Source organism: Paenarthrobacter sp. NPDC089988, from assembly GCF_044748465.1.
GTDB lineage: Bacteria > Actinomycetota > Actinomycetes > Actinomycetales > Micrococcaceae > Arthrobacter.
In genome coordinates, this window is the sequence record NZ_JBIVGD010000005.1 from 165,958 (window position 1) to 190,849 (window position 24,892).

At 65.3% G+C, this 24,892-nt stretch carries 16 protein-coding genes, 1 tRNA gene and 1 pseudogene; 13 read left to right on the top strand and 5 right to left on the bottom strand.

Annotation, left to right across the window (positions count from 1 at the left end; translation table 11 throughout):
• Positions 1-60: 60 nt before the first annotated feature.
• The gene (locus ACIPV6_RS08970) at positions 61-1,542 is read left to right on the top strand and encodes an NAD-dependent succinate-semialdehyde dehydrogenase (RefSeq protein ID WP_400270529.1); all 1,482 of its coding nucleotides are present in this window, start codon (positions 61-63) and stop codon (positions 1,540-1,542) included.
• A 111-nt stretch (positions 1,543-1,653) separates the two neighbouring features.
• On the opposite strand, the gene ACIPV6_RS08975 is transcribed toward ACIPV6_RS08970, so the two are convergent.
• The 3 genes from ACIPV6_RS08975 to ACIPV6_RS08985 form a co-directional block, all read right to left on the bottom strand.
• Positions 1,654-4,026, bottom strand: a complete 2,373-nt coding sequence (locus tag ACIPV6_RS08975) for a DUF3488 and DUF4129 domain-containing transglutaminase family protein (protein WP_400270530.1) — start codon at positions 4,024-4,026, stop codon at positions 1,654-1,656.
• Between the two features lie 113 nt (positions 4,027-4,139).
• Positions 4,140-5,612 (bottom strand): DUF58 domain-containing protein, encoded by a 1,473-nt coding sequence (locus tag ACIPV6_RS08980; RefSeq protein WP_400270531.1) that lies wholly within the window; start codon positions 5,610-5,612, stop codon positions 4,140-4,142.
• A gap of 25 nt (positions 5,613-5,637) precedes the next feature.
• A complete protein-coding gene (locus ACIPV6_RS08985) occupies positions 5,638-6,723 on the bottom strand; it encodes an AAA family ATPase (RefSeq protein ID WP_400270532.1) in 1,086 nt (361 codons plus the stop codon).
• Positions 6,724-6,896: 173 nt separating this feature from the next.
• Here ACIPV6_RS08985 and ACIPV6_RS08990 point away from each other — a divergent pair, with 173 nt between their 5' ends.
• The 5 genes from ACIPV6_RS08990 (at position 6,897) to ACIPV6_RS09010 (ending at position 12,980) form a co-directional block, all read left to right on the top strand.
• On the top strand, positions 6,897-7,793 hold the full coding sequence (locus ACIPV6_RS08990) for a TatD family hydrolase (RefSeq protein WP_400270533.1): 897 nt from the start codon (positions 6,897-6,899) through the stop codon (positions 7,791-7,793).
• 292 nt (positions 7,794-8,085) lie between these two features.
• Positions 8,086-9,231 (top strand): transglycosylase family protein, encoded by a 1,146-nt coding sequence (locus ACIPV6_RS08995; protein ID WP_400270534.1) that lies wholly within the window; start codon positions 8,086-8,088, stop codon positions 9,229-9,231.
• A gap of 26 nt (positions 9,232-9,257) precedes the next feature.
• On the top strand, positions 9,258-10,139 hold the full coding sequence (gene rsmA / locus ACIPV6_RS09000) for a 16S rRNA (adenine(1518)-N(6)/adenine(1519)-N(6))-dimethyltransferase RsmA (RefSeq protein WP_400270535.1): 882 nt from the start codon (positions 9,258-9,260) through the stop codon (positions 10,137-10,139).
• On the top strand, positions 10,136-11,119 hold the full coding sequence (locus tag ACIPV6_RS09005; RefSeq protein ID WP_400270536.1) for a 4-(cytidine 5'-diphospho)-2-C-methyl-D-erythritol kinase: 984 nt from the start codon (positions 10,136-10,138) through the stop codon (positions 11,117-11,119). The genes rsmA and ACIPV6_RS09005 overlap by 4 nt, the downstream gene beginning before the upstream one ends.
• Before the next feature lie 31 nt (positions 11,120-11,150).
• A complete protein-coding gene (locus ACIPV6_RS09010; protein ID WP_400270537.1) occupies positions 11,151-12,980 on the top strand; it encodes an ABC-F family ATP-binding cassette domain-containing protein in 1,830 nt (609 codons plus the stop codon).
• Positions 12,981-13,132: 152 nt separating this feature from the next.
• On the opposite strand, the pseudogene ACIPV6_RS09015 reads toward ACIPV6_RS09010, so the two are convergent.
• Positions 13,133-13,530 (bottom strand): annotated as a pseudogene (locus ACIPV6_RS09015) (VOC family protein).
• 234 nt (positions 13,531-13,764) lie between these two features.
• Complete coding sequence (locus tag ACIPV6_RS09020) at positions 13,765-14,460, bottom strand: TetR/AcrR family transcriptional regulator (protein ID WP_400270538.1); 696 nt, start codon at positions 14,458-14,460, stop codon at positions 13,765-13,767.
• Positions 14,461-14,639: 179 nt separating this feature from the next.
• On the opposite strand from ACIPV6_RS09020, the gene ACIPV6_RS09025 reads away from it, so the two are divergent.
• From ACIPV6_RS09025 to ACIPV6_RS09055, 7 genes are all read left to right on the top strand, one after another.
• Positions 14,640-14,711 (top strand) — tRNA-Gln (locus ACIPV6_RS09025).
• Positions 14,712-14,833: 122 nt separating this feature from the next.
• Positions 14,834-16,339 (top strand): bifunctional UDP-N-acetylglucosamine diphosphorylase/glucosamine-1-phosphate N-acetyltransferase GlmU, encoded by a 1,506-nt coding sequence (gene glmU, locus ACIPV6_RS09030; RefSeq protein WP_400270539.1) that lies wholly within the window; start codon positions 14,834-14,836, stop codon positions 16,337-16,339.
• Positions 16,336-17,316 (top strand): ribose-phosphate diphosphokinase, encoded by a 981-nt coding sequence (locus ACIPV6_RS09035; RefSeq protein WP_400270540.1) that lies wholly within the window; start codon positions 16,336-16,338, stop codon positions 17,314-17,316. The genes glmU and ACIPV6_RS09035 overlap by 4 nt, the downstream gene beginning before the upstream one ends.
• 293 nt (positions 17,317-17,609) lie before the next feature.
• Positions 17,610-18,212 carry a 50S ribosomal protein L25/general stress protein Ctc gene (locus ACIPV6_RS09040; protein WP_400270541.1) on the top strand — a complete coding sequence of 201 codons (603 nt, stop codon included), beginning with the start codon at positions 17,610-17,612 and terminating at the stop codon, positions 18,210-18,212.
• Between the two features lie 113 nt (positions 18,213-18,325).
• Entirely contained in the window at positions 18,326-18,910 is a 585-nt protein-coding gene (gene pth, locus ACIPV6_RS09045) for an aminoacyl-tRNA hydrolase (RefSeq protein ID WP_400270542.1), read from the top strand.
• A gap of 135 nt (positions 18,911-19,045) precedes the next feature.
• On the top strand, positions 19,046-21,790 hold the full coding sequence (locus ACIPV6_RS09050; RefSeq protein WP_400270543.1) for a LuxR C-terminal-related transcriptional regulator: 2,745 nt from the start codon (positions 19,046-19,048) through the stop codon (positions 21,788-21,790).
• A 35-nt stretch (positions 21,791-21,825) separates the two neighbouring features.
• Positions 21,826-24,486 carry an AAA family ATPase gene (locus ACIPV6_RS09055; RefSeq protein ID WP_400270544.1) on the top strand — a complete coding sequence of 887 codons (2,661 nt, stop codon included), beginning with the start codon at positions 21,826-21,828 and terminating at the stop codon, positions 24,484-24,486.
• Positions 24,487-24,892 lie beyond the last annotated feature (406 nt).

Sequence of the window (24,892 nt, forward strand, 5' to 3'; positions counted from 1 at the left end):
TTCTGGCAAGGAACCCTAGTGGTGCAACACTCCAAAAGCACCCAAGACGAAGGAGTCGCCATGACTGTCACGGTTGAGCGCGAAAGCGAACTGCTGGCTTCCGTCCCTACTGGCCTGCTGATCAACGGTCAGTGGCGTCCGGCGGGATCCGGGAAGACCTTTGATGTTGAGGACCCGGCTACGGGCAAGGTCCTGCTCAGCATCTCCGACGCCGGAGCTGAAGACGGCGCTGCGGCCCTGGATGCTGCCGCTGCTGCGCAGGCTGATTGGGCCCGCACTGCCCCGCGCGAACGCGGCGAAATCCTGCGCCGCGCGTTCGAGCTCGTTACCGAGCGCGCCGAAGACTTCGCCCTGCTGATGACCCTTGAAATGGGCAAGCCCCTGGCCGAAGCCCGCGGCGAAGTCACTTACGGTGCCGAGTTCCTGCGCTGGTTCTCCGAAGAAGCCGTCCGCGTGTCGGGCCGCTACTCCGCAGCCCCGGACGGCAAGAACCGCCTCCTGGTGCAGAAGAAGCCCGTTGGCCCTTGCCTGCTGATCACGCCGTGGAACTTCCCGCTGGCCATGGCCACCCGCAAGATCGCCCCGGCCGTCGCCGCAGGTTGCACCATGGTCCTCAAGCCAGCCAACCTGACCCCGCTGACCAGCCTGCTGTTCGCCCAGGTCATGCAGGAAGCCGGCCTGCCCGCAGGTGTCCTGAACGTCATCCAGACCTCCACCGCAGGGGCTGTGACCGGTCCGCTGATCAAGGACGACCGTCTCCGCAAGATCTCCTTCACCGGCTCCACCCCCGTGGGCCAGGCCCTCATCCGGGAAGCAGCGGACAAGGTCCTGCGCACGTCCATGGAACTGGGCGGCAACGCACCGTTCGTCGTGTTCGAGGACGCGGACCTGGACAAAGCCGTCGAAGGCGCCATTGCGGCCAAGATGCGCAACATGGGCGAGGCCTGCACCGCAGCCAACCGCTTCATCGTCCAGGAATCCATCGCGGATGAGTTCGCGGAGAAGTTCGCCGCGAAGATCGCCTCCCTCACCACGGCCCGCGGTACCGAGCCCGAATCCAAGGTCGGACCGCTCATCGACGGCAAGGCTCGCGACGGCGTCCACGCCCTGGTAGCCGACGCCGTCGCAGGTGGCGCCGAGGCAGTCACCGGTGGTGCCGCCGTCGACGGTCCCGGGTACTTCTACCAGCCCACCGTGCTCAAGAACGTCGCCGAAGACGCCCGCATCCTGCAGGAAGAAATCTTCGGACCCGTAGCCCCGATCGTCACGTTCTCCACCGAGGACGACGCGATCCGCCTGGCCAACAACACCGAGTACGGCCTGGTGGCCTACGTCTTCACCAAGGACCTCAACCGTGGCCTGCGCGTCAGCGAACGCCTGGAGACCGGCATGCTCGGCCTGAACGCGGGCGTCATCTCCAACGCCGCTGCCCCGTTCGGTGGCGTCAAGCAGTCCGGCCTGGGCCGCGAAGGCGGCTCCGAAGGCATCGAAGAGTACCTCTACACCCAGTACGTAGGCATCGCAGACCCCTACGCCGACTAGGCCTGCTCTCCAACAAGGAGCCGCATGCACCGCTCTCGCAACAAGAATGGTGCGGCGTAAGCGAAGGGCGCGGCCTGGAACCACAAGTTCCAGGCCGGGCCCTTCGCTGTCCTAGCGGCGTTGGGGGAGCAGTCCCCGCACGGAACGCCACGCCCTCGCGATTCCGTAGCCGATGTGCCGGAAGAGGGTCGCTATGCCCCGGAACGGCGCCCCGAGTGCACGGAACCACCGGCGCATCAACGACGGCGGCAGCCAGGTTGCGCGGAAGCGGACCCACCAGCTGGAGTTGTTCCGCAACGATTCACGGACGACGGCGATCCTCGCCGCGGCTGCCCTGCTCGCCTCAGTGGGCCTTCCGTAGCGTTGCCGTTCGAAATCCGCGGTCAGCGAAGAGACGGCGCTGTGGGCGGCGTCGTCGAGTCCACCCACCTCACCCAGGGCGGTGCTGGAACGAAGCCGGGAGGAGAAGTGTCGGGGTGTTTCGCTCGGGGTGGAAGGCACCCCATAATCTGCGGAGAGGTCCAATAGCTCCGCCCACGCATGGGCGGCCGAAGGGTCCTGGTACCCGGGTGGCCGCTCGTCCTCCGGGGGCGGCCTGCGGTTCAGGCGACGGCGGCGCAACAGGGTGCGGCTCAGCCATGGCGATCCGAGGAAGGCCGCGAGGACCACGGCAGCGGCCGCAATGAGGCCGATGGTCGGGAACGGGTTGCTCTCCACGGGCCCCGTGGCGGGGGTTTCCGCTCCCGGCAGCGGCAACGGGGTGGGTGCCGGCGTGGCCGGTGTGGTGGGGACGTCCTTTTCATCGGCGTTGGTGCTCAGGTTGCCGGTGACCGAGGAGTCAGTTGCGTAATCGGGAACAACACCACGGGAGGGAGTTGGTTCGAAGGGAACCCAGCCGAGGCCCTCGAAGTACAGCTCGGGCCAGGCATGGGCATCACGCGCATCCACCTCGTATTCGGGGAACGACCCCTGGCCCACCAAAGCCACCGACTCACCCGTCAGCCGGCCGGGAGCGTAACCCACGGCTATACGGCTCGGGATGCCTTCCACACGGGCCATGACTGCCATGGCCGAGGAAAAGTGGACGCAGTAGCCGGCTTTGACGGAAAGGAAGTCCGCAAGCACCGAAAGGCCGTTGCCGTCATATCCGTTCTGCACCGGCGCCTGGAGGGAATAGCTGAACTCTCCCGAACGCAGGAACTTCTGGATGGCCAGGGCCTTGGCGTAGTTGTTCCCGGAGGACGCCGTCACCTTGTCCGCTGTCTCGCGGACAATCCCCGGAAGGTTGCCCGGAATACGAAGGAAGTCATCCGAAATGGAGCGGGGGGCCGCATTGGCTTGCGAAAGCGTCTGGGCCGTCACTTTGGGGGCGGCAGAAAACACCACGAAGCGCTGGGCCAGGGTGCTCGTTTCCGTGCTCATGATGCTGAGCGTGTTGGGGTCCCACGTCCAGCGTCCGTTGAGGCCGTTGACGGACACGGGTGCGAACGGGGCTGGAAGGTACGGGCTGGTGAACAGGCCGGCATTGATGGATGTCACGGCATTCACCACGTCGCCTTGGACTGCGTACCCCGTTTCGATCTTGTCCGCCCCGGCGCGGCGCGTGGCGGTGCGGTCGTCCGGAGCCCAGGTTTCGCCGTCGAAATGGTCAATGGTGACCGACCTCAGGTACAGCGGTGCGCTGGAACTCGTGGCGTACGTAATGCGTCCCGAGCCCGTGGGGCTGCGGAGGCTGTTGCCCAGGGTGATCATGGGATTCAGCCCGTTCGAGCTTCCCCAGGGGCTGAGCCGCGATCCCTGCGGAAAGGTCCCCGAGTCGAAGCCTGGGATAGCGAGTGGAACCGCCATGGCCAATCCGAGCGTCAGGACACCGGTGACCAGGGACCGCTTGAACTGGCCGGAACTTCGTGGAGCTCCGGACTGCAGCCTCGAATCGGGGGCAAACCACTGGCTGCAGCCGAGGATGAGCAGGAAGCCGACGGTTGCGCCAATGAAGCCCGGCATCCCCACGCTTTGCGGTTTGATGGTGGCCGGCACCACCATCACTGCCAGCAGGCCCACACCGCTGGCTGCGGGCATGGAGAGCGGGACCGCCAGCGCGTCGATGAGGATGACCAGCAGGCCCAGGCACGCGCAGGCGACGAACACGATTCCCGCGTTCGGGGCCACCGGAGCACTCTCCGACACCACTGTTTCACCAGCCCGCTTTATAAGCCGGCCCACGGCCGCGAATGTGCCAGGGGTAGGGATGAAGCCCAGCAGGCTGTCCGCGCGGCAGAACGTGAAGGCCAGGATGCCGGCAAGGGCGGCAAATGATCCGAGCGTGGACAGGACGGGAGGGAGGCGGAGCGAGCGCAGGATCGCCAGCGTCAAGGAAACAGCCACCACAGTGGTGATCAAGGGCAGGAGCCAGGCCCAACCACGGAACACGCCGTTCAGGGACAAGGATGCGCCAAGGACACCCACCGAGATGGCACCGGCCATGGCCCAGGGGTACAGGCCGACGCTTGGCTTGCCCGCCCGGGAACGCCCAGGCGATTTTCCAGACGGGGCGTTCCCACTCTGCGGACCCGCGCCGGGGGGCCTCGACGTCACCGTCACCGGGGCACCGCCGCTCCACGCCTGACATCCATGGCCGCCCCGGCCGCGGCGACGATGCCGCCCTCGTCGAAACCGGACCAGGCCGCTCCCAGCGGTGTCTTGGCCGTCACGGCCAGGGCCCGCCACCCACCTTGCCGCAGGATCTCCAGTACGTCGTCGTTGTTCCGGGCCTGGTCCGTAACCATCAGCGCAAAGGCGTTGGCTCCGTAGGCCGCTGCCGGAGCCAGTGACTTGGCCTCCGCCACGGTCAGCGAGCCAAGGAGAGCCAGGAGCGGCCCGCGCAGGCGGTGGGCGGCGAGCTTGTCTATGAGCCGATCGTCGAAGGCTGCGTCCAGGCCGTCCGGCCCGGGCCCTTCAGGACCCTGAGTTCCGCGGCCCGGAACTTGGCGGGTCGGTTCCTTCTGCCTGGCGTCCGCCCTTGTGTGCTCGGCCCTGTGATGCCGGGGACCGCCCAGTTCAATGGCCGCAAGGCTCTCGGCAATGGCATGCAGCCCACCGGAACCGACGAATTCCTCGTCTCCCGGGAGGGGCGCTGAGCGGGAGTGGGCGAACGCAGGGTGGCCAAAGGCATCCAGGACGCGGAGGGAATAATTCCGTTCGGAAAGGTGAGCGCTGATGGACATCGCCGCCGTCACCACCCACTCGAAATTGGGCGACGTGACAAGGTCCGAGTCTTCGTCGTGGCTCCCGAAAACCGTGCCGGTCCCCGAGGCAAACGCTGTGAACCTCTGGTCCATGACGATGGTTGCCTCCGGGGTGGTCACCGACTCTTCCTGGCGCACCATGAGCTGACCGTGCCGGGCCGTCGCCGGCCAATGCACCCGGCGCATCGGATCACCATGCCGGTACTCGCGCGTCATGATGTCGTCGTCGCTCGGATTCGCCCGGATACGGGTGGAGGTGACGCCGTCGTTGCCGCGCGCCCCGGCCAAGCCCGTCGCGGGAAGTTCGACGGCGGCCGGCGTCACGGTGAGGAGGTCGCCGTCGTCGATTGAATGGCGACGCAACGACAAACCAAAGGGGTCGCTGAACTCGGCGGTGACCGGGCCAATTCGGAACTGCCCGCGCTTTCCCGAACGCAGATGGTACTCATAGCGGCTGGTACCGCCCGAGGCGGAACGGGCAGGGAAACGGAACGCCGGCGGCTCGCCGAAACGTGGCGGCAGTTGCTCCTCCATGATCACGTGGCCCGTAGCGAACGATGTGCGGGCTACCGCCAACCGGACGGTTGTGGCCGTGGCAGTCTCCACAGTGGAGGGATTGAACTCCCGGTACACCTGGAACCGTGGTTTGAGGATGCGCACGCCGGCCAACGCAACCAGTGGCAGGAGGAGCAGGAAGACTGCCAAGGTCAGGAGGTCGCGCCTGCCCATCACTTGCGCGCAGGCCAACGAGGCCACCCCGGCAGCGAGAAGTCCCCACCCGCGGTTGGTGAACAAATGCTTGGGGAGCCGGTCCACGAGTGCCATGCGCTTCTCCTCTGCGGTTCCGGTCCTACGCGGTCTGCTTGTCCCGGCGCCAGGCGCCCGGTGGTTCCTGGGCAACAGGCAAGGAAGCGAGGATGCCCCGGATGATGGTTTGCGGCGTATCACCGGCGCTCGCGGCCTTGCGGTCCAGGATGATCCGATGGGCCAGGACGGACTCCGCCACGTCAACGACATCGTCCGGCAGCACGAAGTCACGACCGTCCAAGGCTGCAGTGGCCTTCGCGGCCCGCAGCAACTGGAGGAGGGAACGCGGGCTGGCGCCCAGCCTCAGCCGTGCACTATCCCTGGTGGCGCGGCCAATAGCCACCGTGTATTCCTTGATGGCCGTGGAGACGTACACCTGTTGGACCGTGGCGATCATGGCCGCGACATCGTTGGCTGTGACAACGGGGGTGACCTTGGCCAAGGGGGAGACGGCCTGGTGCGTCTCCAGCATCTCGATCTCGGCTTCCTGGTCCGGGTAGCCCATGGAAATCCTGGCCATGAACCGGTCGCGCTGGGCCTCCGGCAGGGGATAGGTGCCCTCCATCTCAATGGGGTTTTGCGTGGCCACCACCATGAACGGCAAGGAGAGCTGGTAGGAATTGCCGTCCACCGTGACCTGGTGTTCCTCCATGCACTCCAGGAGAGCCGACTGGGTCTTGGCCGAGGCGCGGTTGATCTCGTCGCCGATCACGATGTTCGCGAAGACCGCGCCCGGCCGGAACTCGAACTGGCGCGAGGACTGGTTATAAATGGACACACCCGTCACATCGGAGGGCAGGAGGTCCGGGGTGAACTGGATGCGGGAAACAGTACAGTCCACCGTCCGGGCCAGCGTTTTTGCCAGCATGGTCTTGCCGACGCCGGGAACATCCTCCAACAGCAGATGCCCCTGGGCCAGCAGCACAGTGAGGGCCAGCTTTGCGGCGTCAGCCTTGCCGTCGATCACCTTGCCAATGGCGGTCAGGATCCGTTCGCTGGCATCGTGGAACCGCTCCGGGTCCATGACCTGCGGCTTGTGCCCGTTGAGGACGGCATCCCGGGGCGCGGCGGCGTATGCCTCGCCCTGGAAGGCAGCGGGTTCAACGGTGACGTGTCGCTTGGACTCCATGGATTGCCCTTCAGCCGTGGCCAACGTCCCCCGTGTGGCCTCCTTGTCCGTTCCAGCCTACCCAGAGTTTGGGTGTGGCTCACATAGTGGCAGGCGAATTTATGTACCAAGAGGAATCCATGCAAAGCGCTGGGGCGGCACGGGCGGGACCGCGGTCCGGTTAAGGTGGGATCATGTGCAACTCCCTCGCTCCTGCTCCCTACCGCAGCAACGTTGACGCGGCCGAGGCCAAGGATTCCCGCAAAGAGTACCCGCCGGCCCCGGAACCGCTGCCCATCCCAGTGATGGACAACCATACGCACCTCGACTTCCGGCATGGCCTGATCGAGGTCAACGTTGCCGACGCCATGGACTCCGCGGAAGCAGTCGGTGTCCAGGGGGCGGTACAGGTTGGCTGCGACCTGGAGTCCTCGCGATTTACCGTGGAGGCCGTGGAGGCCGACCAGCGCCTGCTCGGGGCAGTGGCGATCCACCCCAACGATGCCCCCGTCTACGCTGGCCGGGGCGAACTGGAATCGGCGCTCGCAGAGATCGAGGAACTGGCGCGCCACCCCCGCGTCCGCGCCATCGGGGAGACAGGTTTGGACTTCTTCCGGACGCACGGAGAGGGACTGGCCCATCAGCGGTATTCCTTCCGGAGGCACATCGACATCGCCAAGCGGCTGGGACTCACCCTGCAGATCCATGACCGGGACGCCCATGACGACGTGGTTCAGGTGCTGAGCGAAGAAGGAGCTCCGGAGACGGTTGTGTTCCACTGCTTTTCGGGCGGCGCCGAATTGGCCCGGATCTGCAACCAGAACGGTTGGTACATGTCCTTCGCCGGAACCATGACCTTCAAGAATGCAGACAACCTCAGGGACGCGCTCGCCATCGCGGAGCCGAGCCGGATACTGGTGGAAACTGATTCGCCGTTCCTTACCCCGCACCCTCACCGCGGCCGGCCGAATGCCAGCTACATGGTTCCCTACACCGTCCGTTCCATGGCGGATGTGACAGGAAGTGACCTGGCCGGGCTGTGTTCGCGATTGGCCGAAAACACCGTCAACGCCTACGGAACATGGGCCTGAGAGGCGGCCCTCCCCGCCCCACGGGGTCCCTGGGCTGAATACCCGGTATGCAGATTTCTTGGCCGCTTTATAACAGATCGGTTACTGTGTACAAGAAATAGCCGGGGTCGGGGAAGGCCTCCGGACAGCTGGTTCGGTTATTCCGGACACCCCAGTTGAATGTTTTTGGCGGCACAGATGCCCGCCGTGCGTGTGGGACCAGGCTCTTTGCCTGGCCCCGTTCCTGCGCGGCCGGGCATGTTTGTTCTGTGCTTATCCCCGTGCCCGGATCGTCTGAGAGTTATGGGCAAACGTGATCAAGTTCTTCACAACGGATGGAAAGTTCAGTTTCCTCAAAGTTGGTGCACAGGCACTGGTTTTGGTGGCCTTGGTGGCCGGCGTTGTTGCCTTTGTGGGCAACAACAAGACCGTCACCCTCAACGTTGACGGCAAAGTGAGCTCCATCCAGACCTTCGGCGGCACAGTTGACCAAGTGGTCAAGGCCGCCAAGGTGGAGTTGAAGAACGACGACCGCGTGACTCCTGCCCTGGACACCCGCGTGGAAAACGGTTCGGTGGTCAACGTCAACCTCGCCAAGGCCGTGTCCATCGAACTGGACGGCGCCCGCAAGACCGTGAACACGAACGCCCCCGACGTCGCCGGTCTGGTCAGCGAGCTCGGCGTGGCCAGCTCGTCCGAGATTTCCCAGCCCAAGGACGCTTCCCTGGCCGTTGAGGGTTCGTTCGTTTCCATCTCCACCCCCAAGACCATCAGCCTGGTGGCCGACGGCAAGGACACCAGCACCACCACCACGGCATCAGACGTTGCCGAGGTCCTCAAGGACGCAGGCATCACCGTAGGTGCCAGCGACCGTGTCTCCCAACCGGGCAACGCTCCCGTCATTCAGGACATGGTGATCAAGGTCTCCCGCGTGGACACCAGCAAGACCGCTGACGCCACCGAAGAAGTTCCGTTCGACAGCGTCCGCACGGACAGTGCCGACCTTTACAAGGGCGAAGAAAAGGTGACCCAGAAGGGCGTCGCCGGTTCCGTGGTGAAGACATTCAAGCTGGTCCTGGTGGACGGACGCGAAGCTTCCCGGACACTGGTTTCCAGCAACGTCACCACGCAGCCGGTCACTGAAAAGGTAGCCGTTGGCACCAAGGCCCGTCCCGCAGCCACCCCCGCCAAGGCTGTCTCCGGTGCCGCAACCGGCGCACCGAACGAGGCCATGTGGGACAGGATCGCCCAGTGTGAGTCCGGCGGCAACTGGGCCATCAACACGGGCAACGGCTACTACGGCGGGTTGCAGTTCTCCAGCCCCACCTGGCTGGCCAACGGTGGCGGCGCCTACGCCCCCACGGCAAACCTTGCCAGCAAAGCACAGCAGATCGAGATCGCCAACCGCCTCTACGCCAAGAACGGCCTGCGTGACTGGGGCTGTGCCGGCGCTGCCTGATCCCGCGCAGGCGATACGATACCTAGGTGACTGAACCGAATTCCGAACCCGCCGCCGTCGCGCCTTTGCTGGGCGCAACTGACATCCGACGGTTAGCCGAGGAAATCGGTGTCCGCCCCACCAAGACGCTGGGGCAGAACTTCGTGATCGACGGCAACACCATTCGCAGGATCGTATCTGCGGCCAACATTGATGCCTCCGAAACTGTCCTCGAAGTGGGGCCCGGCCTGGGCTCGCTGACGCTCGGGCTGCTTGACGCGGCGCGCGAGGTTGTCGCCGTCGAAATCGATCCTGTGCTGGCCCAAAAACTGCCAGAGACGGTGCGTGCCTGGCGGCCGCAAGCTGAAGACCACTTCCACCTGGTGCTCTCTGACGCCATGAAGGTGACTGAGCTGCCGGTTGAACCGACAGCCCTCGTAGCCAACCTGCCGTACAACGTGGCAGTTCCCGTTGTCCTGCACCTGCTCCAACACTTCCCGAGCCTGCGCCATGGCCTGGTGATGGTGCAGGACGAAGTGGCGGACCGACTGGCCGCGGGTCCCGGCTCCAAGATTTACGGAGTTCCGTCGGTCAAAGCCGCTTGGTATGGACAGATGCGCAAAGCCGGCGTGATCGGCATGAACGTCTTCTGGCCTGCCCCCAAGATCCATTCCGGGCTGGTTGCCTTCACCCGGCACGAGCCCCCTGCCACGCACGTGACCCGGGACCAGGTCTTCGCCGTGATCGACGCCGCTTTCGCCCAGCGCCGGAAAACCCTCCGCGCCGCCTTGGCCGGCTGGGCAGGCGGCGCCGTCGAGGCCGAACGGTGCTTGGTCGAGGCCGGCGTGGACCCCACTGCCCGCGGCGAAGTGCTGGACATCTCCGCCTACGTACGCATCGCCGAAGCCGGCCACCCAAGGGACGCATGAGCACGGGCACCCGTGGTTTGCCTTTCGTGGGGGAGCGGTTCCACCCGCGCACCGTCCGCGTGAAGGCTCCAGGCAAAGTCAACGTCTCCCTGAGCGTTGGCCCACTGAGGCAAGACGGCTACCATTCCGTTGCCAGCGTGTACCTGGCGGTGTCCCTGTATGAAGAAGTTGCCGCCACGAGCACTGAAACCCCGGGAATAACTGTCAGCATCAGCCCCGGAAGCACCTTGGACCTCGACGGCGTGGATATTCCGCTGGATGAGCGCAACCTGGCCTACAAGGCCGCAGCCCTCATGGCGGAGATGTCCGAGAAGCCTACTGGCGTGCATCTGGAAATTACCAAGCGGGTACCGGTGGCCGGTGGCATGGGTGGCGGATCCGCTGACGCTGCAGCCACGCTCCTGGCCTGCGACGCCTTGTGGGACAGTGGCCTGTCACGCGAAGAGCTTGCCCACGTGGCCTCCGAGCTTGGCGCCGACGTCCCGTTCTCGCTCCTGGGCGGGACCGCCGTCGGGCTTGGCGTGGGCGACAAGTTGTCGCCGGCCCTGGCAAAGGCACAAATGGACTGGGTGCTGGTGTTCGCCGACTACGGGCTCTCCACCCCCGAGGTGTTCCGGACGCTCGATGGCCTCCGCGACTCCGAGGGCAGCGAGATCCCGGAGCCTATGGACGTGGATCCCACCATCTTGCAGGCACTCCGGAACGGCGACCCCGAAACGCTCAGCCGGGTGCTGGTCAACGACCTCCAACGTGCGTCGATTGCCCTCGCCCCGGGCCTGCGGGACACGATCGGGCTCGGGGAGGCCCGGGGAGCGCTTGCCGGAATGGTCTCCGGTTCCGGACCCACCATCGCACTTCTGGCCCGGGATCCGGACTCCGCGGCCGTCCTCGCCGAAGAACTTTCGCACCGGGGCCACACGGCCATGCCGGTCCATGGCCCCGTGCCGGGTGCCCGGATCATCTCCGATACCCTCCTTTAGTACGCATTCCAGCTGTAGAAAGTAGTACCTCTTGGCCCACCTCCTTGGCGGCGAAAACCTGACGGTTTCCTTCGCGACCCGCACAGTCCTCGACGGCGTCACCCTCGGTTTGGAGGACGGCGACCGGATTGGCATGGTGGGCCGCAACGGTGACGGCAAGTCCACCCTCATGCGGCTGCTGGCGCAGCGCTCCACCCCGGATTCCGGCCGTGTGACCAAGCGCGGCGACGTCAACGTCGGCTACCTGGACCAGGGTGACGTGCTCGACGGCGACCTCACGGTTGGCGCTGCAATCGTCGGCGACCGCGCGGATCACGAATGGGCCGCCAACCCGAAGATCCGCGAAATCATGGGCGGCCTGGTGGGCGACGTCGACTGGCACGCGAACGTCCACTCCCTGTCCGGTGGACAGAAGCGCCGTGTAGCACTGGCCAAGCTCCTCATCGAAGACCACGACGTCATCATGCTCGACGAGCCCACCAACCACCTGGACGTCGAAGGCGTCGCATGGCTTGCCCGCCACCTCAAGTCACGTTGGCGTGCCAATCAAGGCGCCTTCCTCGTGGTCACCCACGACCGTTGGTTCCTGGACGAAGTCTGCAACTACACCTGGGAAGTCCACGACGCCATGGTGGACATGTTCGACGGCGGATACGCCGCCTACGTTTTGGCGCGCGCCGAGCGGGACCGGATGGCCGCCGTCGTCGAGAACAAACGCCAGCAGCTCGTCAAGAAGGAACTGGCCTGGCTCCGGCGAGGGGCGCCCGCCCGTACTTCCAAGCCCAAGTTCCGCATCGAGGCCGCCAACGAGCTGATCTCCGACGTTCCGGAACCACGCGACTCGGTGGCACTGAACAAAATGGCAACCGCCCGGCTGGGCAAGGATGTGCTGGACCTCGAGAACGTCTCACTCGATTTCCTCGACGGTGAAGAGGGCCAGAAACTCTTCAACAACATCACCCTGCGCCTTGCCCCGGGCGAACGGCTCGGCCTGGTGGGCGTCAACGGTGCAGGCAAGTCCACACTGCTGAAGCTGCTCAACGGGGACATCCAGCCGAGTGCCGGCAAGCTCAAGCGCGGCAAGACCGTGGTGACCGCCGTCCTGACCCAGGATGTGAAGGAACTCGACGAAGTCTCGGATCTGCGGGTCATTGAGGTCATCGAACGCGAAAAGCGGTCCTTCAACGTGGGTGGCAAGGAATTCACCGCCGGGCAACTCGTGGAGCAGTTGGGCTTCACGAAGGAAAAACAGTGGACTCCCGTCACCGACCTTTCCGGTGGCGAACGCCGTCGACTCCAACTCCTCCGCCTGCTGGTGGGCGAACCCAACGTGCTGATGTTGGACGAGCCCACCAACGACCTGGACACCGATACCTTGGCCGCCGTCGAGGACGTCCTGGATGGCTGGCCCGGAACGCTGGTTGTGGTCAGCCACGACCGCTACCTCCTGGAACGCGTCACGGACCACCAGATGGCGTTGCTCGGTGACGGCAAACTCCGTGGACTGCCCGGTGGCGTGGACCAGTACCTTGAATTGCGGGAAGCTGCGCTGGCTTCGGGTGCCGTTGTGGGTGGATCCACTGCGCCTACCGCAGCTGCCTCCGGTGGTACCTCACCTGCTGCCTCCGGACCCAGCGAGGCCGAGAAGCGCGAGGCACGCAAGGACCTCAACAGGATCGATCGCCAACTGGGCAAGATCGCGCAGCAGGAGGAGAAGCTCCACACCCAGATGGCCGCCAAGTCCGAATCCGGCGACTTCGACGCGCTCGGGGAACTCAATGCCAAGCTGCAGGAGTTGCTGGACGAGAAGGAAGGCCTGGAACTGGAGTGGCTGGAGGCCGCCGAGGTCCTCGGCGAGTAGGACGCTCTCTCACCGAATCGCCCGTTTTGCCGGATGCTCTCTCACCAAATCGCGCGTTTTACCGGGCGCTCTCTCACGGAATCGCGCGTTTTGCCGGGCGCTCTCTCACGAAATCCCCCTTGAGCCCAACGTTCTCTCATCAACGGGCGTTCCTAGCCGCGTTCGTAACCAATCAGCCAGTGCAAGCCATAGCGGTCGATTACCTGACCGTCGCTGGCTCCCCAGGGTTTAGGGCCCAGAGGATCGATGACCTTGCCGCCGTCGGCGAGCCGTTCGAACCATCCGTGCACTTCCGTTGGCGCGGCTGCGCCCAGCAGCGAGAGCATCAGCCCTTCTGTGCGGATGCTCGTCTCCCCTGCCGCCGCGTCTGCGCCCGCTAAGGCAACTGCTCCGCCGAAGACGCCGTGCGCGACTGCATCCTCGGGTCCATCGGTGCGCCCAAACTCTCCGTAGCTGTGGAGGGTGAGTTCGCCGCCGAAGACTCCCTGATAGAAGGCAAGGGCTTCACGGGCAGTTCCGGGGAAAGGACGTAAATCTGCAAGGAAGTCATGCGCCCGATCCTACTTCGTCGGTGAGCGAGGGTTGGGCGCTTTGGGGTGGTTTGGTGGGAGAGGGTTGGGCGCTTTGGGGTGGTTTGGTGGGAGAGGGTTGGGCGCTTTGGGGTGGTTTGGTGGGAGAGGGCTGGGCGCTTTGGGGTGGTTTGGTGGGAGAGGGTTGGGGGTTTGGGGTGGTTTGGTGGGAGAGGGTTGGACGGTTTGGGGTGGTTTGGTGAGAGAGGGTCGCTTTAGGTTTCGGTGCGGAGTTCGGGTTCCTTTTGCAGGCCGGTGAGGCCGTTCCAGGCCAGGTTCACCAGGTGTGCGGCGACGGCGCGTTTGTCCGGTTCCCGGCTGTCCAGCCACCATTGGCCCGTCATCGCCACCATGCCCACGAGCATCTGGGCGTACATGGCGCCATCGGCCGCGCTGAAGCCGCGACGGGCGAATTCGTCCGAGAGCAAGTGCTCCACGCGGGCCGTGACATGGGACAGCAACGTGGAGAACGCCCCCTCGGGTTGTGAGGGCGGGGCGTCGCGCATCAGGATCCGGAATCCGTCGGTGCGTTCCTCAATGTAGCCCAGAAGGGCCAAAGCAGCGCGCTCAACGAGGACCCGGGGTTTGGCGTCGGTGCTGAGGGCCTCGGTGATGGAGTCCAGCAGGATCCGGAATTCCGTGTCCACGACTTGCCGGTACAAGCCTTCCTTGGAGCCGAAGTGCTCATAGATCACGGGCTTGGAAACGCCCGCAGTGGCCGCAACTTCTTCGATGGTGGTGCCGTCCAGGCCCCGTGCGGCAAACAATGCCCGGCCGATGCCGATGAGCTGCGCGCGCCTCTGCTGGCCCGTCATCCTGGCCCTGACGGCCGAGCCTGCCACATGCCGGGTGCGGGGTTCCAGGGATCCGGGGACAGGGGTGTGCAGGGGGAGTCCGGTGCGCTTGCTCACTTGTCCATCATGCACCAAGGGCCGTGGCGGGACGCCGGACGCGCAGTTCACAACCCTGTAAAAGAGGGTCAAGTCGCGAAGCACGCAAAGGTCATGGCAAACTAGTTTCTTGTGTGTGCATCCCGGTGATCCGGGAACGCCTCCGGACCCTGCCGTCCGGACGTGGAAAGCATGCACGGTCCGCTCTGGTGTAACGGCAGCACCCCGGCCTTTGGAGCCGTGGAGTATAGGTTCGAATCCTATGGGCGGAACGGTCGGAAATGCGCTCCACTCTGTACCTGGAACGGCTTGAGCAGTGCCTGGGTCCAAAGCTTGGATGGCAGCATTCCGAAGCCGGAATATCCGGGACAAACCGAGCAAGGAGAGCCAGTACGTGAGCCCCGAAACCACCGGTCCCGCAGCGGTCATCGTCTTGGCGGCGGGTGCCGGAACGCGAATGAAGTCGCGGACTCCCAAGATTCTCCACGAAATCGGCGGCCGTTCCATGGTGGGTCACGCGATCCTCGCCGCCCGTTCGATCAACCCCCAGAAGCTGGCCCTGGTGGTCCGCCATGAGCGCGACCGCGTCGCCGAGCACGTCTCCGTGCAGGATCCCGCAGCCCTGATCGTGGACCAGGACGACATCCCGGGCACGGGCCGCGCTGTAGAGGTTGCCGTGAAGGCCCTGGACGCGGAGGCCGAGCTGAGCGGCACCGTGGTGGTCACCTATGGCGACGTCCCGTTGCTCACCGGCGAACTCCTGGCCGAACTGGTCAGTACCCACGAGGCCGAGGGCAACGCCGTGACCGTCCTGACCGCTGTGCTGGACGACGCCACCGGTTACGGCCGCATCCTCCGTGGTGAAGATGGCACCGTGCTGGGCATCCGCGAGCACAAGGACGCCACGGACCAGGAACGCGCCATCCGCGAGATCAACTCCGGCATCTACGCCTTCGATGCCGCAGTCCTCCGCAAGGCGCTGGAAAGCGTCACCACGGACAACGCCCAGGGCGAGATGTACCTGACCGATGTGCTCGGCTTGGCCCGAGACGCCGGTGGCCGGGTTGCCGCCGTCGTGACCGATGACCGCTGGCAGGTTGAGGGCGCCAACGACCGCATCCAGCTTTCGGCCCTCGGTGCTGAGCACAACCGCCGCATCATCGAGTCCTGGATGCGCGCCGGCGTCACTGTGGTGGACCCCTCCACCACGTGGATCGACTCCACCGTGACCCTCGACGAGGACGTCCGCCTGCTGCCCAACACCCAACTGCACGGTTCCACCACCGTGGCGAGGGACGCCGTCGTGGGCCCTGACACCACCCTCACCGACGTGAACGTCGGCGAAGGCGCCAAGGTGGTCCGTACGCACGGATCCGGTTCCACGATCGGTGCCAAGGCAAGCGTTGGGCCGTTCACCTACCTCCGCCCCGGCACCGTCCTGGGGGAGACGGGCAAGATCGGCGCTTTCTATGAAACCAAGAACGTGACCATCGGCCGCGGCTCCAAGCTCTCCCACCTGGGCTACGCGGGCGACGCCGAAATCGGCGAAGACACCAACATCGGTTGCGGCAACATCACTGCCAACTACGACGGCGAGAAGAAGCACCGCACGGTGATCGGCTCCGGCGTCCGGACCGGTTCCAACACCGTTTTCGTTGCCCCGGTGACCGTAGGCGACGGCGCGTACAGCGGCGCCGGTGCAGTGATCCGCAAGGACGTCCCCGCAGGTGCCCTGGCCGTGAGCCTCGCCGCGCAGCGGAACGCCGAGGGTTGGGTCCTGGCCAACCGCGAAGGCTCCATCTCCGCGCGCCACGCTGAGGCGGCCCTGGAACCGCGGCTCGCAGCCGCCCCCACATCCTCACCATCCCCGGCAACCACAGAAGAGGGCACACAGGCATGAGCGAAATTACCGCACACGGCGAGAAGAAACTGGTTCTCGCCGCCGGAAGGGCACATCCGGAGCTGGCGCAGGAAATCGCGAAGGAACTCGAAACCGAGCTCCTGCCCATCGACGCCTACGACTTCGCGAACGGGGAAATCTACGTCCGTTCGGCCGAGAGCGTGCGCGGCACCGACGCGTTCGTGATCCAGGCCCACCCGGCACCCCTGAACAACTGGCTCATGGAGCAGTTGATCATGATTGACTCCCTCAAGCGTGCCTCCGCCAAGCGGATCACGGTGGTTTCGCCGTTCTACCCGTACTCCCGCCAGGACAAGAAGGGCCGTGGCCGCGAGCCCATCTCGGCCCGACTGGTGGCGGACCTGTACAAGACCGCGGGTGCTGACCGCATCATGTCCGTGGACCTGCACACGTCCCAGATCCAGGGCTTCTTCGATGGCCCGGTGGACCACCTGATGGCCATCCCGCTGCTTGCCGACTACATCCGCACCAAGGTTGAAGCAGACAACATCACCGTTGTTTCTCCGGACACCGGCCGCGTCCGTGTTGCCGAGCAGTGGGCCGAGCGACTGGGCGGTGCCCCGCTGGCGTTCGTGCACAAGAGCCGCGACCTCACGGTGCCCAACCAGGCCGTGTCCAAGACGGTTGTGGGCCAGGTCGAAGGCCGCACCTGCGTGCTGATCGACGACATGATCGACACCGGCGGAACCATCTCCGGTGCTGTCCAGGTGCTCAAGAACGCCGGCGCCAAGGATGTCATCATTGCCTGCACGCACGCCGTGTTCTCGGACCCGGCCGCGCAGCGCCTGGCCGACTCCGGTGCCCGTGAAGTGGTGGTCACCAACACACTGCCCATCCCGGCCGAGAAGCGCTTCCCGCAGCTCACGGTCCTCTCGATCGCGCCGCTGATTGCCCGCGCCATCCGTGAAGTGTTCGACGACGGTTCGGTCACCAGCCTGTTCGACGGCAAAGCGTAGCCAAGGACTGCTCCTGACGACGGGCCATCCACCGCTTGAGTGCGGTGGATGGCCCGTTTTCCGTTTCAGCCCGAACCGCTGGTAAACTTTAGGGGATACCTTGGCGAGGGAGAGCACCCTGGTTGTTGAAACCAGCGGATGTCTCCGTCATCGACTGGGTCTGTAACCTCCTTCGACGAAGGCGGGCCGGCGTTCAAGCCCGGGCCCGCGGGCGTGGAAGGTCACTCCAGACCTCCGCCCTTGCTGATCAACCAACCGCCATCCGGCGGTACACCAGTAATCAAGGAGTACATATGTCTGAGCAGAAGCTCGCAGCAGAACTGCGCACCGAATTCGGCAAGGGCTACGCCCGCCGCGCACGCGTCGCCGGCCGCATCCCCGCCGTCATCTACGGCCACGGTGCAGAGCCCGTCCACGTAACCCTCCCGGGCCGCGAAACCACGCTGGCAGTCCGAGTTGCCAACGCCCTGTTGAACCTGGACATCAACGGCGAGGCACACCTGACCATCGTCAAGGACATCCAGCGCAACGCCATCAAGCAGACCATCGAGCACATGGACCTCCTGACGGTCCGCCAGGGCGAGAAGGTCACCGTGGACGTTCCCGTGCACGTCACCGGTGAAGCTGCTCCGGGTGCCGTTGCCAACCAGGAAGCCGTCACCCTCTCCGTTGAGGCCGAGGCTACGCACCTGCCCACCGCCCTCGAGGTTGACATCGAAGGCCGCGAGGCCGGCGCGCACGTCCACGCTTCCGACGTCGTCCTTCCCAAGGGCGTCAGCCTGCTGACCGAAGCCGACACGCTGGTAGTCAACATCTCCGAGCCGGTTGCCGCTGAAGCTGAAGAAGCTGCTGAAGGCGAAGAGGCTGCTCCCGCAGCCGAAGCAGCCGCTGAGTAGTCTTTGACTGCTTGAGGCTTAGCCTTTCGAAGAGTGGCCGGGTCCCTGCGGGGTCCCGGCCACTTTGCTTTGCCTGACCTGCATTACCCACCAGATTCCCTAGGATGAAAACCATGACTGACACTTGGCTGATCGTTGGCCTGGGCAACCCCGGCAGCGAGTACAGCGGCAACCGCCACAACGTGGGCCAGATGGTCCTGGACGAACTGGCCGCACGCATGGGAGGAAAGTTCAAGGCCCATAAGTCGCGTGCCCAGGTGGTGGAGGGCCGGCTCGGGATCGGCGGTCCCCGGGTGGTGCTGGCCAAGCCGATGACGTACATGAACGTTTCCGGTGGTCCGGTGTCTGCGCTGAGCAAGTTCTTCGATATCGCTCCGGACCACGTGATCGCGGTGCACGACGAGATCGATATCCCGTTCAACACCGTCAAGCTCAAGATCGGTGGGGGCGAGGGCGGCCACAACGGGCTTCGGGATATTTCCAAGGCCCTTGCCACCAAGGAGTATCTGCGCGTGCGCGTGGGCGTCGGCCGGCCCCCGGGACGCATGGACACCGCCGATTATGTCCTGCGCGATTTCGGCACCGCGGAGAAGAAGGAACTCCCGTTGCTGCTGGACGAAGCAGCCGACGCCGTGGAATTGCTCATGGCCCAGGGTTTGCTTGCCGCGCAGCAGAAACACCACCCGGCGCGTTCTTGAGCAAATCTTGAGGAAAGCCTGATCAAAGCCTTACGGTCGTAGGGACCCGTGGCCCTACTAACTGTCGGCGCCCGGCGGTAGTGTGCATGGTACGCAGGGTACGCGGTGGGGACTGTCGGGATGTTGTAGCGAGGGATGCGGGTGTCGGCGGAGTTGCTAAACAGGAATGGGGGAGGCGCAGCGAGGGCTGCGGCTCCCGATCTTGTTGGCGGACCCTCTGATCGGCAAACCTGGTCCCTGCTGGCGCGCAGCCAGGATCTGGCAAGGGCAAACAAGCACCTCGATTCATCCGATTCCTATGGTGTTGTCCTGACCGGCGAACGCGGGATCGGCAAGTCAGGGCTGGCCAGGGCGGTGGTGTCCTCCCTGGGACCGAAGGTCCACAGCCTGCAATTGCGCAATACTTTGGCCAGCGGGCAGACCCCGTATGGCTGCCTGGGTTTTCTCCTGGCCCGGCTGCCCTCGGAGGCAGTGAGTTCACCGACGGGCATCCTTCACGCAGTCACGTCGCTGATCCGTGCCGAAGCCGGAGGACGCCAGACCGTTTTCATTGTGGACAACGCCGGCGGAATGGACCCCATGAGCACGGGCGTGCTGCTCAACCTCATGGCCACGGGCACGGCCAAGGTGATCGCCACCGTCCAGCGTGCCAGCGATCTCCCCGCCGACTTCCACCGCCTGGTCCTTGACGGGCAATTGGGCGAAGTACACCTCAACGCCCTGTCCGAAGAGCAGACAAAGCAGGTGCTTGGCTCGGTCCTGGGCCACTACGTCTCCTCAACCCTGGTGGGTTCGCTGCACTCCGCCGTGGGCGGGAACCCGATGCTCCTGCATGCGCTGCTGGATGAGCAGCGGCATTCGGGCAACCTGGTGCTCAACGATTCGGTGTGGACCCTCCGCGACCGCATCAAGCTCGAAGGCGCCACCGTGGTGGAGGACTTTGTCCGCTCCCGGCTGGCGCGCGAATCCCAAGCCAACCGGACCGTCGTCGAAATCCTTGCTTGTGCACGGAGGGCGACGCTCATGGACCTGGCCGCGATCTTCAGCACCGAAGTCCTGGTGGAGATGGAGGAATCCGGCCTCCTCTCCGTGGACCGCTCCGGGGAGCACTGGGTTTCGCTCCGGGATCCCTATTTGGGCGAGGTCGTGCGGGGATGGCTGAGCACAAGGCGCCGCCGGGAACTGCGCCTCATGCTCCTGGGACCCAAGGAACCCGAGCTCCATGGCCTGGCGCCCCAGGACCTGCTCAGCTATGCGGCCTGGATGCACGAGTGCGAGGACGAGCCCTCGCCGTCGGCATCCCATGCCCTCGCAGCCGGACGCGCTGCCCTGGACGAGTACGATCCCAACTTCGCCATCCAATGCACCGTGTCCCTCGATCCCAAGGACCCCGAATGGGTGGCCGGCCAGCGCCTCAAGGCAGCGTCCTATCTCATGCTGGACCTCCCGCTCCACGCCGCCCAGGCGCTGGATGAGGTGTCAGAGGCGCATCTGGCTGTCCTGGGACCCATCGACTTTGCCGAAATCACGGCCGCGAAATGCCAGGCCATGACGTGGATCGACGGCCGCTCCGCCATGGTCCCGGGAGTGATCACGGAGGCCCGCGAATCCCTCGCCGCGATGGAGGCCACAGGAACGCACACGGACAACGATCTCTCCCGGGCCCGCAACCGCCTCAACCTCTGCAACTACGAGTACCAGACGTACATGGGTGAGTACGCGGACATTGTTGAGGCCCTGGAACTGGAGCATGCCCAGGAACCCGGCGAAGACAGTGAGCACTGGCTGAGGTGCGGCTTCTTCCTGGTGGAGGCCCGTTGCATGCTGGGCCGCGAACTGGAAGCCCAGCAGTTGGCGCGCACCATGTCCAAGCGTTTGCGGGAGGCCGGTACTACCCCCTCCCTGGAGGAAGCCTTCGCCAGACACACCTTCCTGGTGCTGTTGCTGTCCGGACAGTGGCGCAAATGCATCGAGCTGATGCGCCGGGCGCCGTCCAAGCCCTCGCGCCTGCAGTTCCGGGGTGCCGTAACGGAATTGGGCATCGGGCTGGCGTACGCCTATGCCGGCAAACCGTCTTGTGCGATTGAACCCCTGCGTTCTGCCGCGGCGCAGCTCGAACTGCGGCCCGCCATGAACCTCGTGAAAGTGGCCTATGCTGCCACCGCCTTCGCCTACGCCCAGTTGGGGAATGCTTTGGAGGCGGGCCGCTACCTGGACCTGTACCGGACGTGCCGCGGCACCGGAACGTATTTCTCCGAATCGGTGGCGGAATTCTGCGCGGAGATGGCCGGCCGTTGGATGGGCGATCCCGAGGTGAAGCAGCGTCTGCTGACGAAGGTCCAGTTGGATGTGGCCAAGCAGCGGTTCACCACCGCCGGCATTTGCCTCTTTGGTGCCACGGTGGAAGGGACGGACGCCGAGTACCGCCTCCTGGAGGACATCGCGGCCAGCCGCCAGGGGCCGTTGGCCAAGATCTCCAGGGACCTGGCCCGCGGCTCACTGACCCGCAGTTCACGGTCCCTCCTGGCCGCCGCAGACGCCGCTGCGGCCCTGGACCTGCTGGTGGTTGAGGCCCGGTGCGTGGCGATGGCCCTGGACTTTGCCCGCGACGCCGGTGAAACCACCACGGCACGGACAGCCCAGCTCAGGCTCGAACGACTCGAACAATCAGTATCGGCCCTGCCGATCCAACCTCGCAGCGATGCGCCCGTCCTGACCGAGAGGGAACGGCAAATCGCCAAACTTGCTGGAAAGGGTGTCAGCAACCGTGAAATCGCCATGGATATTGGGGTGTCTGTGCGGACCGTGGAAGGCCACCTCTACCAAGTCTTTACCAAGCTGGGTGTCTCCTCGCGGGGCGAGCTCAATGGCCTGCTGTAACGGCGGGAGTCGCCGTCCCAGGGTGAGCGCTGCCCATGCAGGCTGAGCACCTTGTAGGCCGGGAAGCCGAACTGGACCTGGCAACGGAAATATTGAGGCAGGAGGGCGCTGGAGCCGTCCTGCTCCTTGCGGACCCCGGAATTGGCAAGACCGCCATGGCAGCGGAGATTGCCGCCCGTCTGGCCGACGAAATGGTAGTGATGCGGGTCCACGGAAGCCCCGCCCTGTCCGCAGTTCCCTTTGGCGTCCTGTCCCCGTACCTGCTCGACCTGCCGGTGGACCAGGCGACCTCGCCGGTGGCGATCCTGCGCGAGTTCTGGTCGCAGTTCGAAAAACGCCGGGGCAGCGCCGGTGCCCGCCTCCTGCTGGTGGTGGACGACGCGCACGACCTCGACGAAGGCAGCACCCAGATCCTGGCTGAACTTGTCACTGCTGGCTGGGCCCGGCTCGTTGCCACGAGCCGGCCGCGGCCCGGACTGCCTGCAGCCCTGCTCCAGCTCTGGTACGACGGGCTGGCTGAACGGCTGGAACTGCACCCGCTGGAGAAGGAAACGGTCACGGAACTGGCCGAAAAGACCCTGGGTGGCACGGTAATGGCCAGCACCGTGGACGTGCTGCATTCAGTATCCGAAGGCAACCCCTTGCTGTTGCGGTCCCTCCTGGAGGATTCAAAGGCGGACGGCAACCTGGTCCGCCGCAATGGTGTGTGGTTCCTGACCCGCGCGCTGACGGGCAACGGAGAAGGCCTCGCCGAGGTGGTCCGTAACAAGGTCCTCCGGACCAGTGAGGCCGAGCGGGAGGCGATGTACGTCATTGCGTTGGCCGAACCCGTTCCTGCCGCCGTGTTGGACTCGCTGGTGGGCAGGGACACCGTCCGTTCCCTGATGGACAGCCGGTTGGTCCTCACCACGAACGGGGCGGGCAGCCCGCTGAAGATGTGGCACCCAATGTACGGGGAGGCCTTGCGCCAGATCGTTTCGCCAGCCCGCAGCCTGCAGATCCGCCAGAGCATGGTGCAGCACTTGCTGACCGAGCCGGCCACGGCGGAGGGGCTGCTCCGCATGGTGAGCTGGGCACTGGACTGTGGAGCCGACGTCGACGATGAACAGTTGCTGCAGGCGGCGTTCCTGGCCGCGAAACTGCTGCAGAACCCCTTGGCCATGGCCGCGGCGGAGCGCGTCAGGTCAGAGGCGCTGCGTCCCCGCGCCCGCGCCGTGATGGCGATGGTCAACTACAACGACGGCGACTACCGCAGCACCGTCCGCCTGCTGGAGGAAGGTGCCGGGTTCCTGGACGCGGACCCTTCAGGGCCCTTGGGTGCCGGACTCCTGTGGGCAGCGGCCCGCTCGGCTGTGGGGGACAGTTCGGAGGAAATCGTTGCGGATGTGCGCGCCGCAGCGGCGGCCCTGACCGCGCAGCACCCGGCGGACCAGGCATTGGTCAGCGGGATCCAGCGGCACGCCTTCGCCCTGGAACTGGCTGCCCTGGCACACGACGGCCGCTATGCGGAGCTGAGGGAAGGCCTGGACGTCTTTGAGTCCGGGCTGGAACAGGATCAGCCGGACATCGTGATGAGCCAACTGTTCCTGCTGGCCATGCGGTGCGAGCTCCTGATGGTGGAAGGCCAGCCCGTCCAAGCCCTGGATAAGGGACGGGATGCGTTGGTGCTGCTGGACGAGCACAAGGACGACCTCCTCTACCTCAGCGATTTCATCCTGGTCCGCTACGCCTTGGCCGCCCTCGAATCCGGGGACTGGGCTGCGGCGGAGACGGCGTTGAACCGCTATGCCGCCAGCTCGGCCATGGGACTCATCACGTTCGGCGGGGACATCCAGACCCTCAAGGGCCTGTCGCTGCTCCGCCAGGGCCGGTTGGAGCAGGCGGGGCTGGTGTTGACGCCGGCCGTGGAAGCCCTGAAAGTCAAAGACCCGCAGCGGCTTCGCAGGCTCGGTAACGCCTTGGCGTTCTACGCCGCGGCACGCTCGGGGAACACGGACTTGGCCCGGCGGCTGGGCAGGGAACAAAGCGCCGCCGCGGCTGGCGGAGCCTACATTGAAGCCATGGCCCAACTGTTCATGCTCGCCGGCAAGGAGCACCTGGACAAAGGTTCTGGGCTGGAGAAGCTGCGCACGATTGCCGAAGAATCGCCTCTCCACGGACTTCCGGGTGTCCTGCTCCAGAACCTGGTCCTCCGCGCTGAACTGGGGGACCTGGAAGCCATGGAAGCCATCCAGGGCACCGCTTCCACCATGGGCGGATCGTGGGCCAACGGCTGGGAGTCGTTGGCATCGGCCCAGATGGGTGGAGCGGGCGACGGATTCGTGAATGCCGGGAACCTCCTGGCCGCCGCGGGAATGCCCGGTCCTGCCGCGGTGGCCTTCGACAGGGCAGCGAACGCGTTCGACGCCGAGGGCAAACGTCCGGAGGCCAGGCAAGCCGCCGTGCTGCGCGACGTCAGCGAATCCAACCTGGGCGACGCCTTGGTCCATGACCCGCACACCGAAACGGACCGCTCCGTACCCCTGACCCGCAGGGAGCAGGACATCGTGGCGCTCGCAGTTTCGGGGCTTACGGACCGGCAAATCGCCGAGAAACTGATGGTTTCCGTCCGCACCGTGGAGGGCCACCTCTACCGCAGTTACGCGAAGCTTGGCATTCGGCGTCGTGAGGATTTGGGAGCTGCCGTCCGCAGCTGACGGCACCCTTTCCGAGTACTGCCTGGACTGTCCCGTAAACCACTTGTGCGCGCCAGTTCAACGATTTTGCCCATTCAATGGAGTAACGCCTTCCAGTGCGGTGCCCGGACCAAGTAGTGCGCCCCCGAACGACTGAGTACAAGAGAGTACTGCCGCCGAAAATCCCCGCAACTAATCGAGTACCAACTACTGGTGTTCTGCTTTTCGCCACACGGTTAACTGTTCTCAGGAAGAACGGTTAGCCCCAAGCATCGCCGGACTTCCTACCGCAACACCCGCATCGGTGGTCTCGTTGAGCCGATGCTCCGGCCGTCGCAAGACGGTCCGGCCCTGGACGAAGCCGGCGGCGACAGAGTCTTCTGAGACCGAGACTCTCCCCCCAGCCGTCGCCGGCTTCTAGGCCAGG

What these genes read in the sequence shown, in the direction of transcription:
- ACIPV6_RS08975 (WP_400270530.1), bottom strand. Translation starts at nt 4,026, where the DNA reads ATGGCCGGTGCCATCTCGGTGGGTGTCCTTGGCGCATCCTTGTCCCTG.
- ACIPV6_RS09035 (WP_400270540.1), top strand. Translation starts at nt 16,336, where the DNA reads ATGAGCGAAATTACCGCACACGGCGAGAAGAAACTGGTTCTCGCCGCC.
- ACIPV6_RS09005 (WP_400270536.1), top strand. Translation starts at nt 10,136, where the DNA reads ATGAGCACGGGCACCCGTGGTTTGCCTTTCGTGGGGGAGCGGTTCCAC.
- ACIPV6_RS08970 (WP_400270529.1), top strand. Translation starts at nt 61, where the DNA reads ATGACTGTCACGGTTGAGCGCGAAAGCGAACTGCTGGCTTCCGTCCCT.
- ACIPV6_RS08985 (WP_400270532.1), bottom strand. Translation starts at nt 6,723, where the DNA reads ATGGAGTCCAAGCGACACGTCACCGTTGAACCCGCTGCCTTCCAGGGC.
- ACIPV6_RS09050 (WP_400270543.1), top strand. Translation starts at nt 19,046, where the DNA reads ATGCGGGTGTCGGCGGAGTTGCTAAACAGGAATGGGGGAGGCGCAGCG.
- ACIPV6_RS09040 (WP_400270541.1), top strand. Translation starts at nt 17,610, where the DNA reads ATGTCTGAGCAGAAGCTCGCAGCAGAACTGCGCACCGAATTCGGCAAG.
- ACIPV6_RS09055 (WP_400270544.1), top strand. Translation starts at nt 21,826, where the DNA reads ATGCAGGCTGAGCACCTTGTAGGCCGGGAAGCCGAACTGGACCTGGCA.
- pth (WP_400270542.1), top strand. Translation starts at nt 18,326, where the DNA reads ATGACTGACACTTGGCTGATCGTTGGCCTGGGCAACCCCGGCAGCGAG.
- ACIPV6_RS08990 (WP_400270533.1), top strand. Translation starts at nt 6,897, where the DNA reads ATGTGCAACTCCCTCGCTCCTGCTCCCTACCGCAGCAACGTTGACGCG.
- ACIPV6_RS08980 (WP_400270531.1), bottom strand. Translation starts at nt 5,612, where the DNA reads ATGGCACTCGTGGACCGGCTCCCCAAGCATTTGTTCACCAACCGCGGG.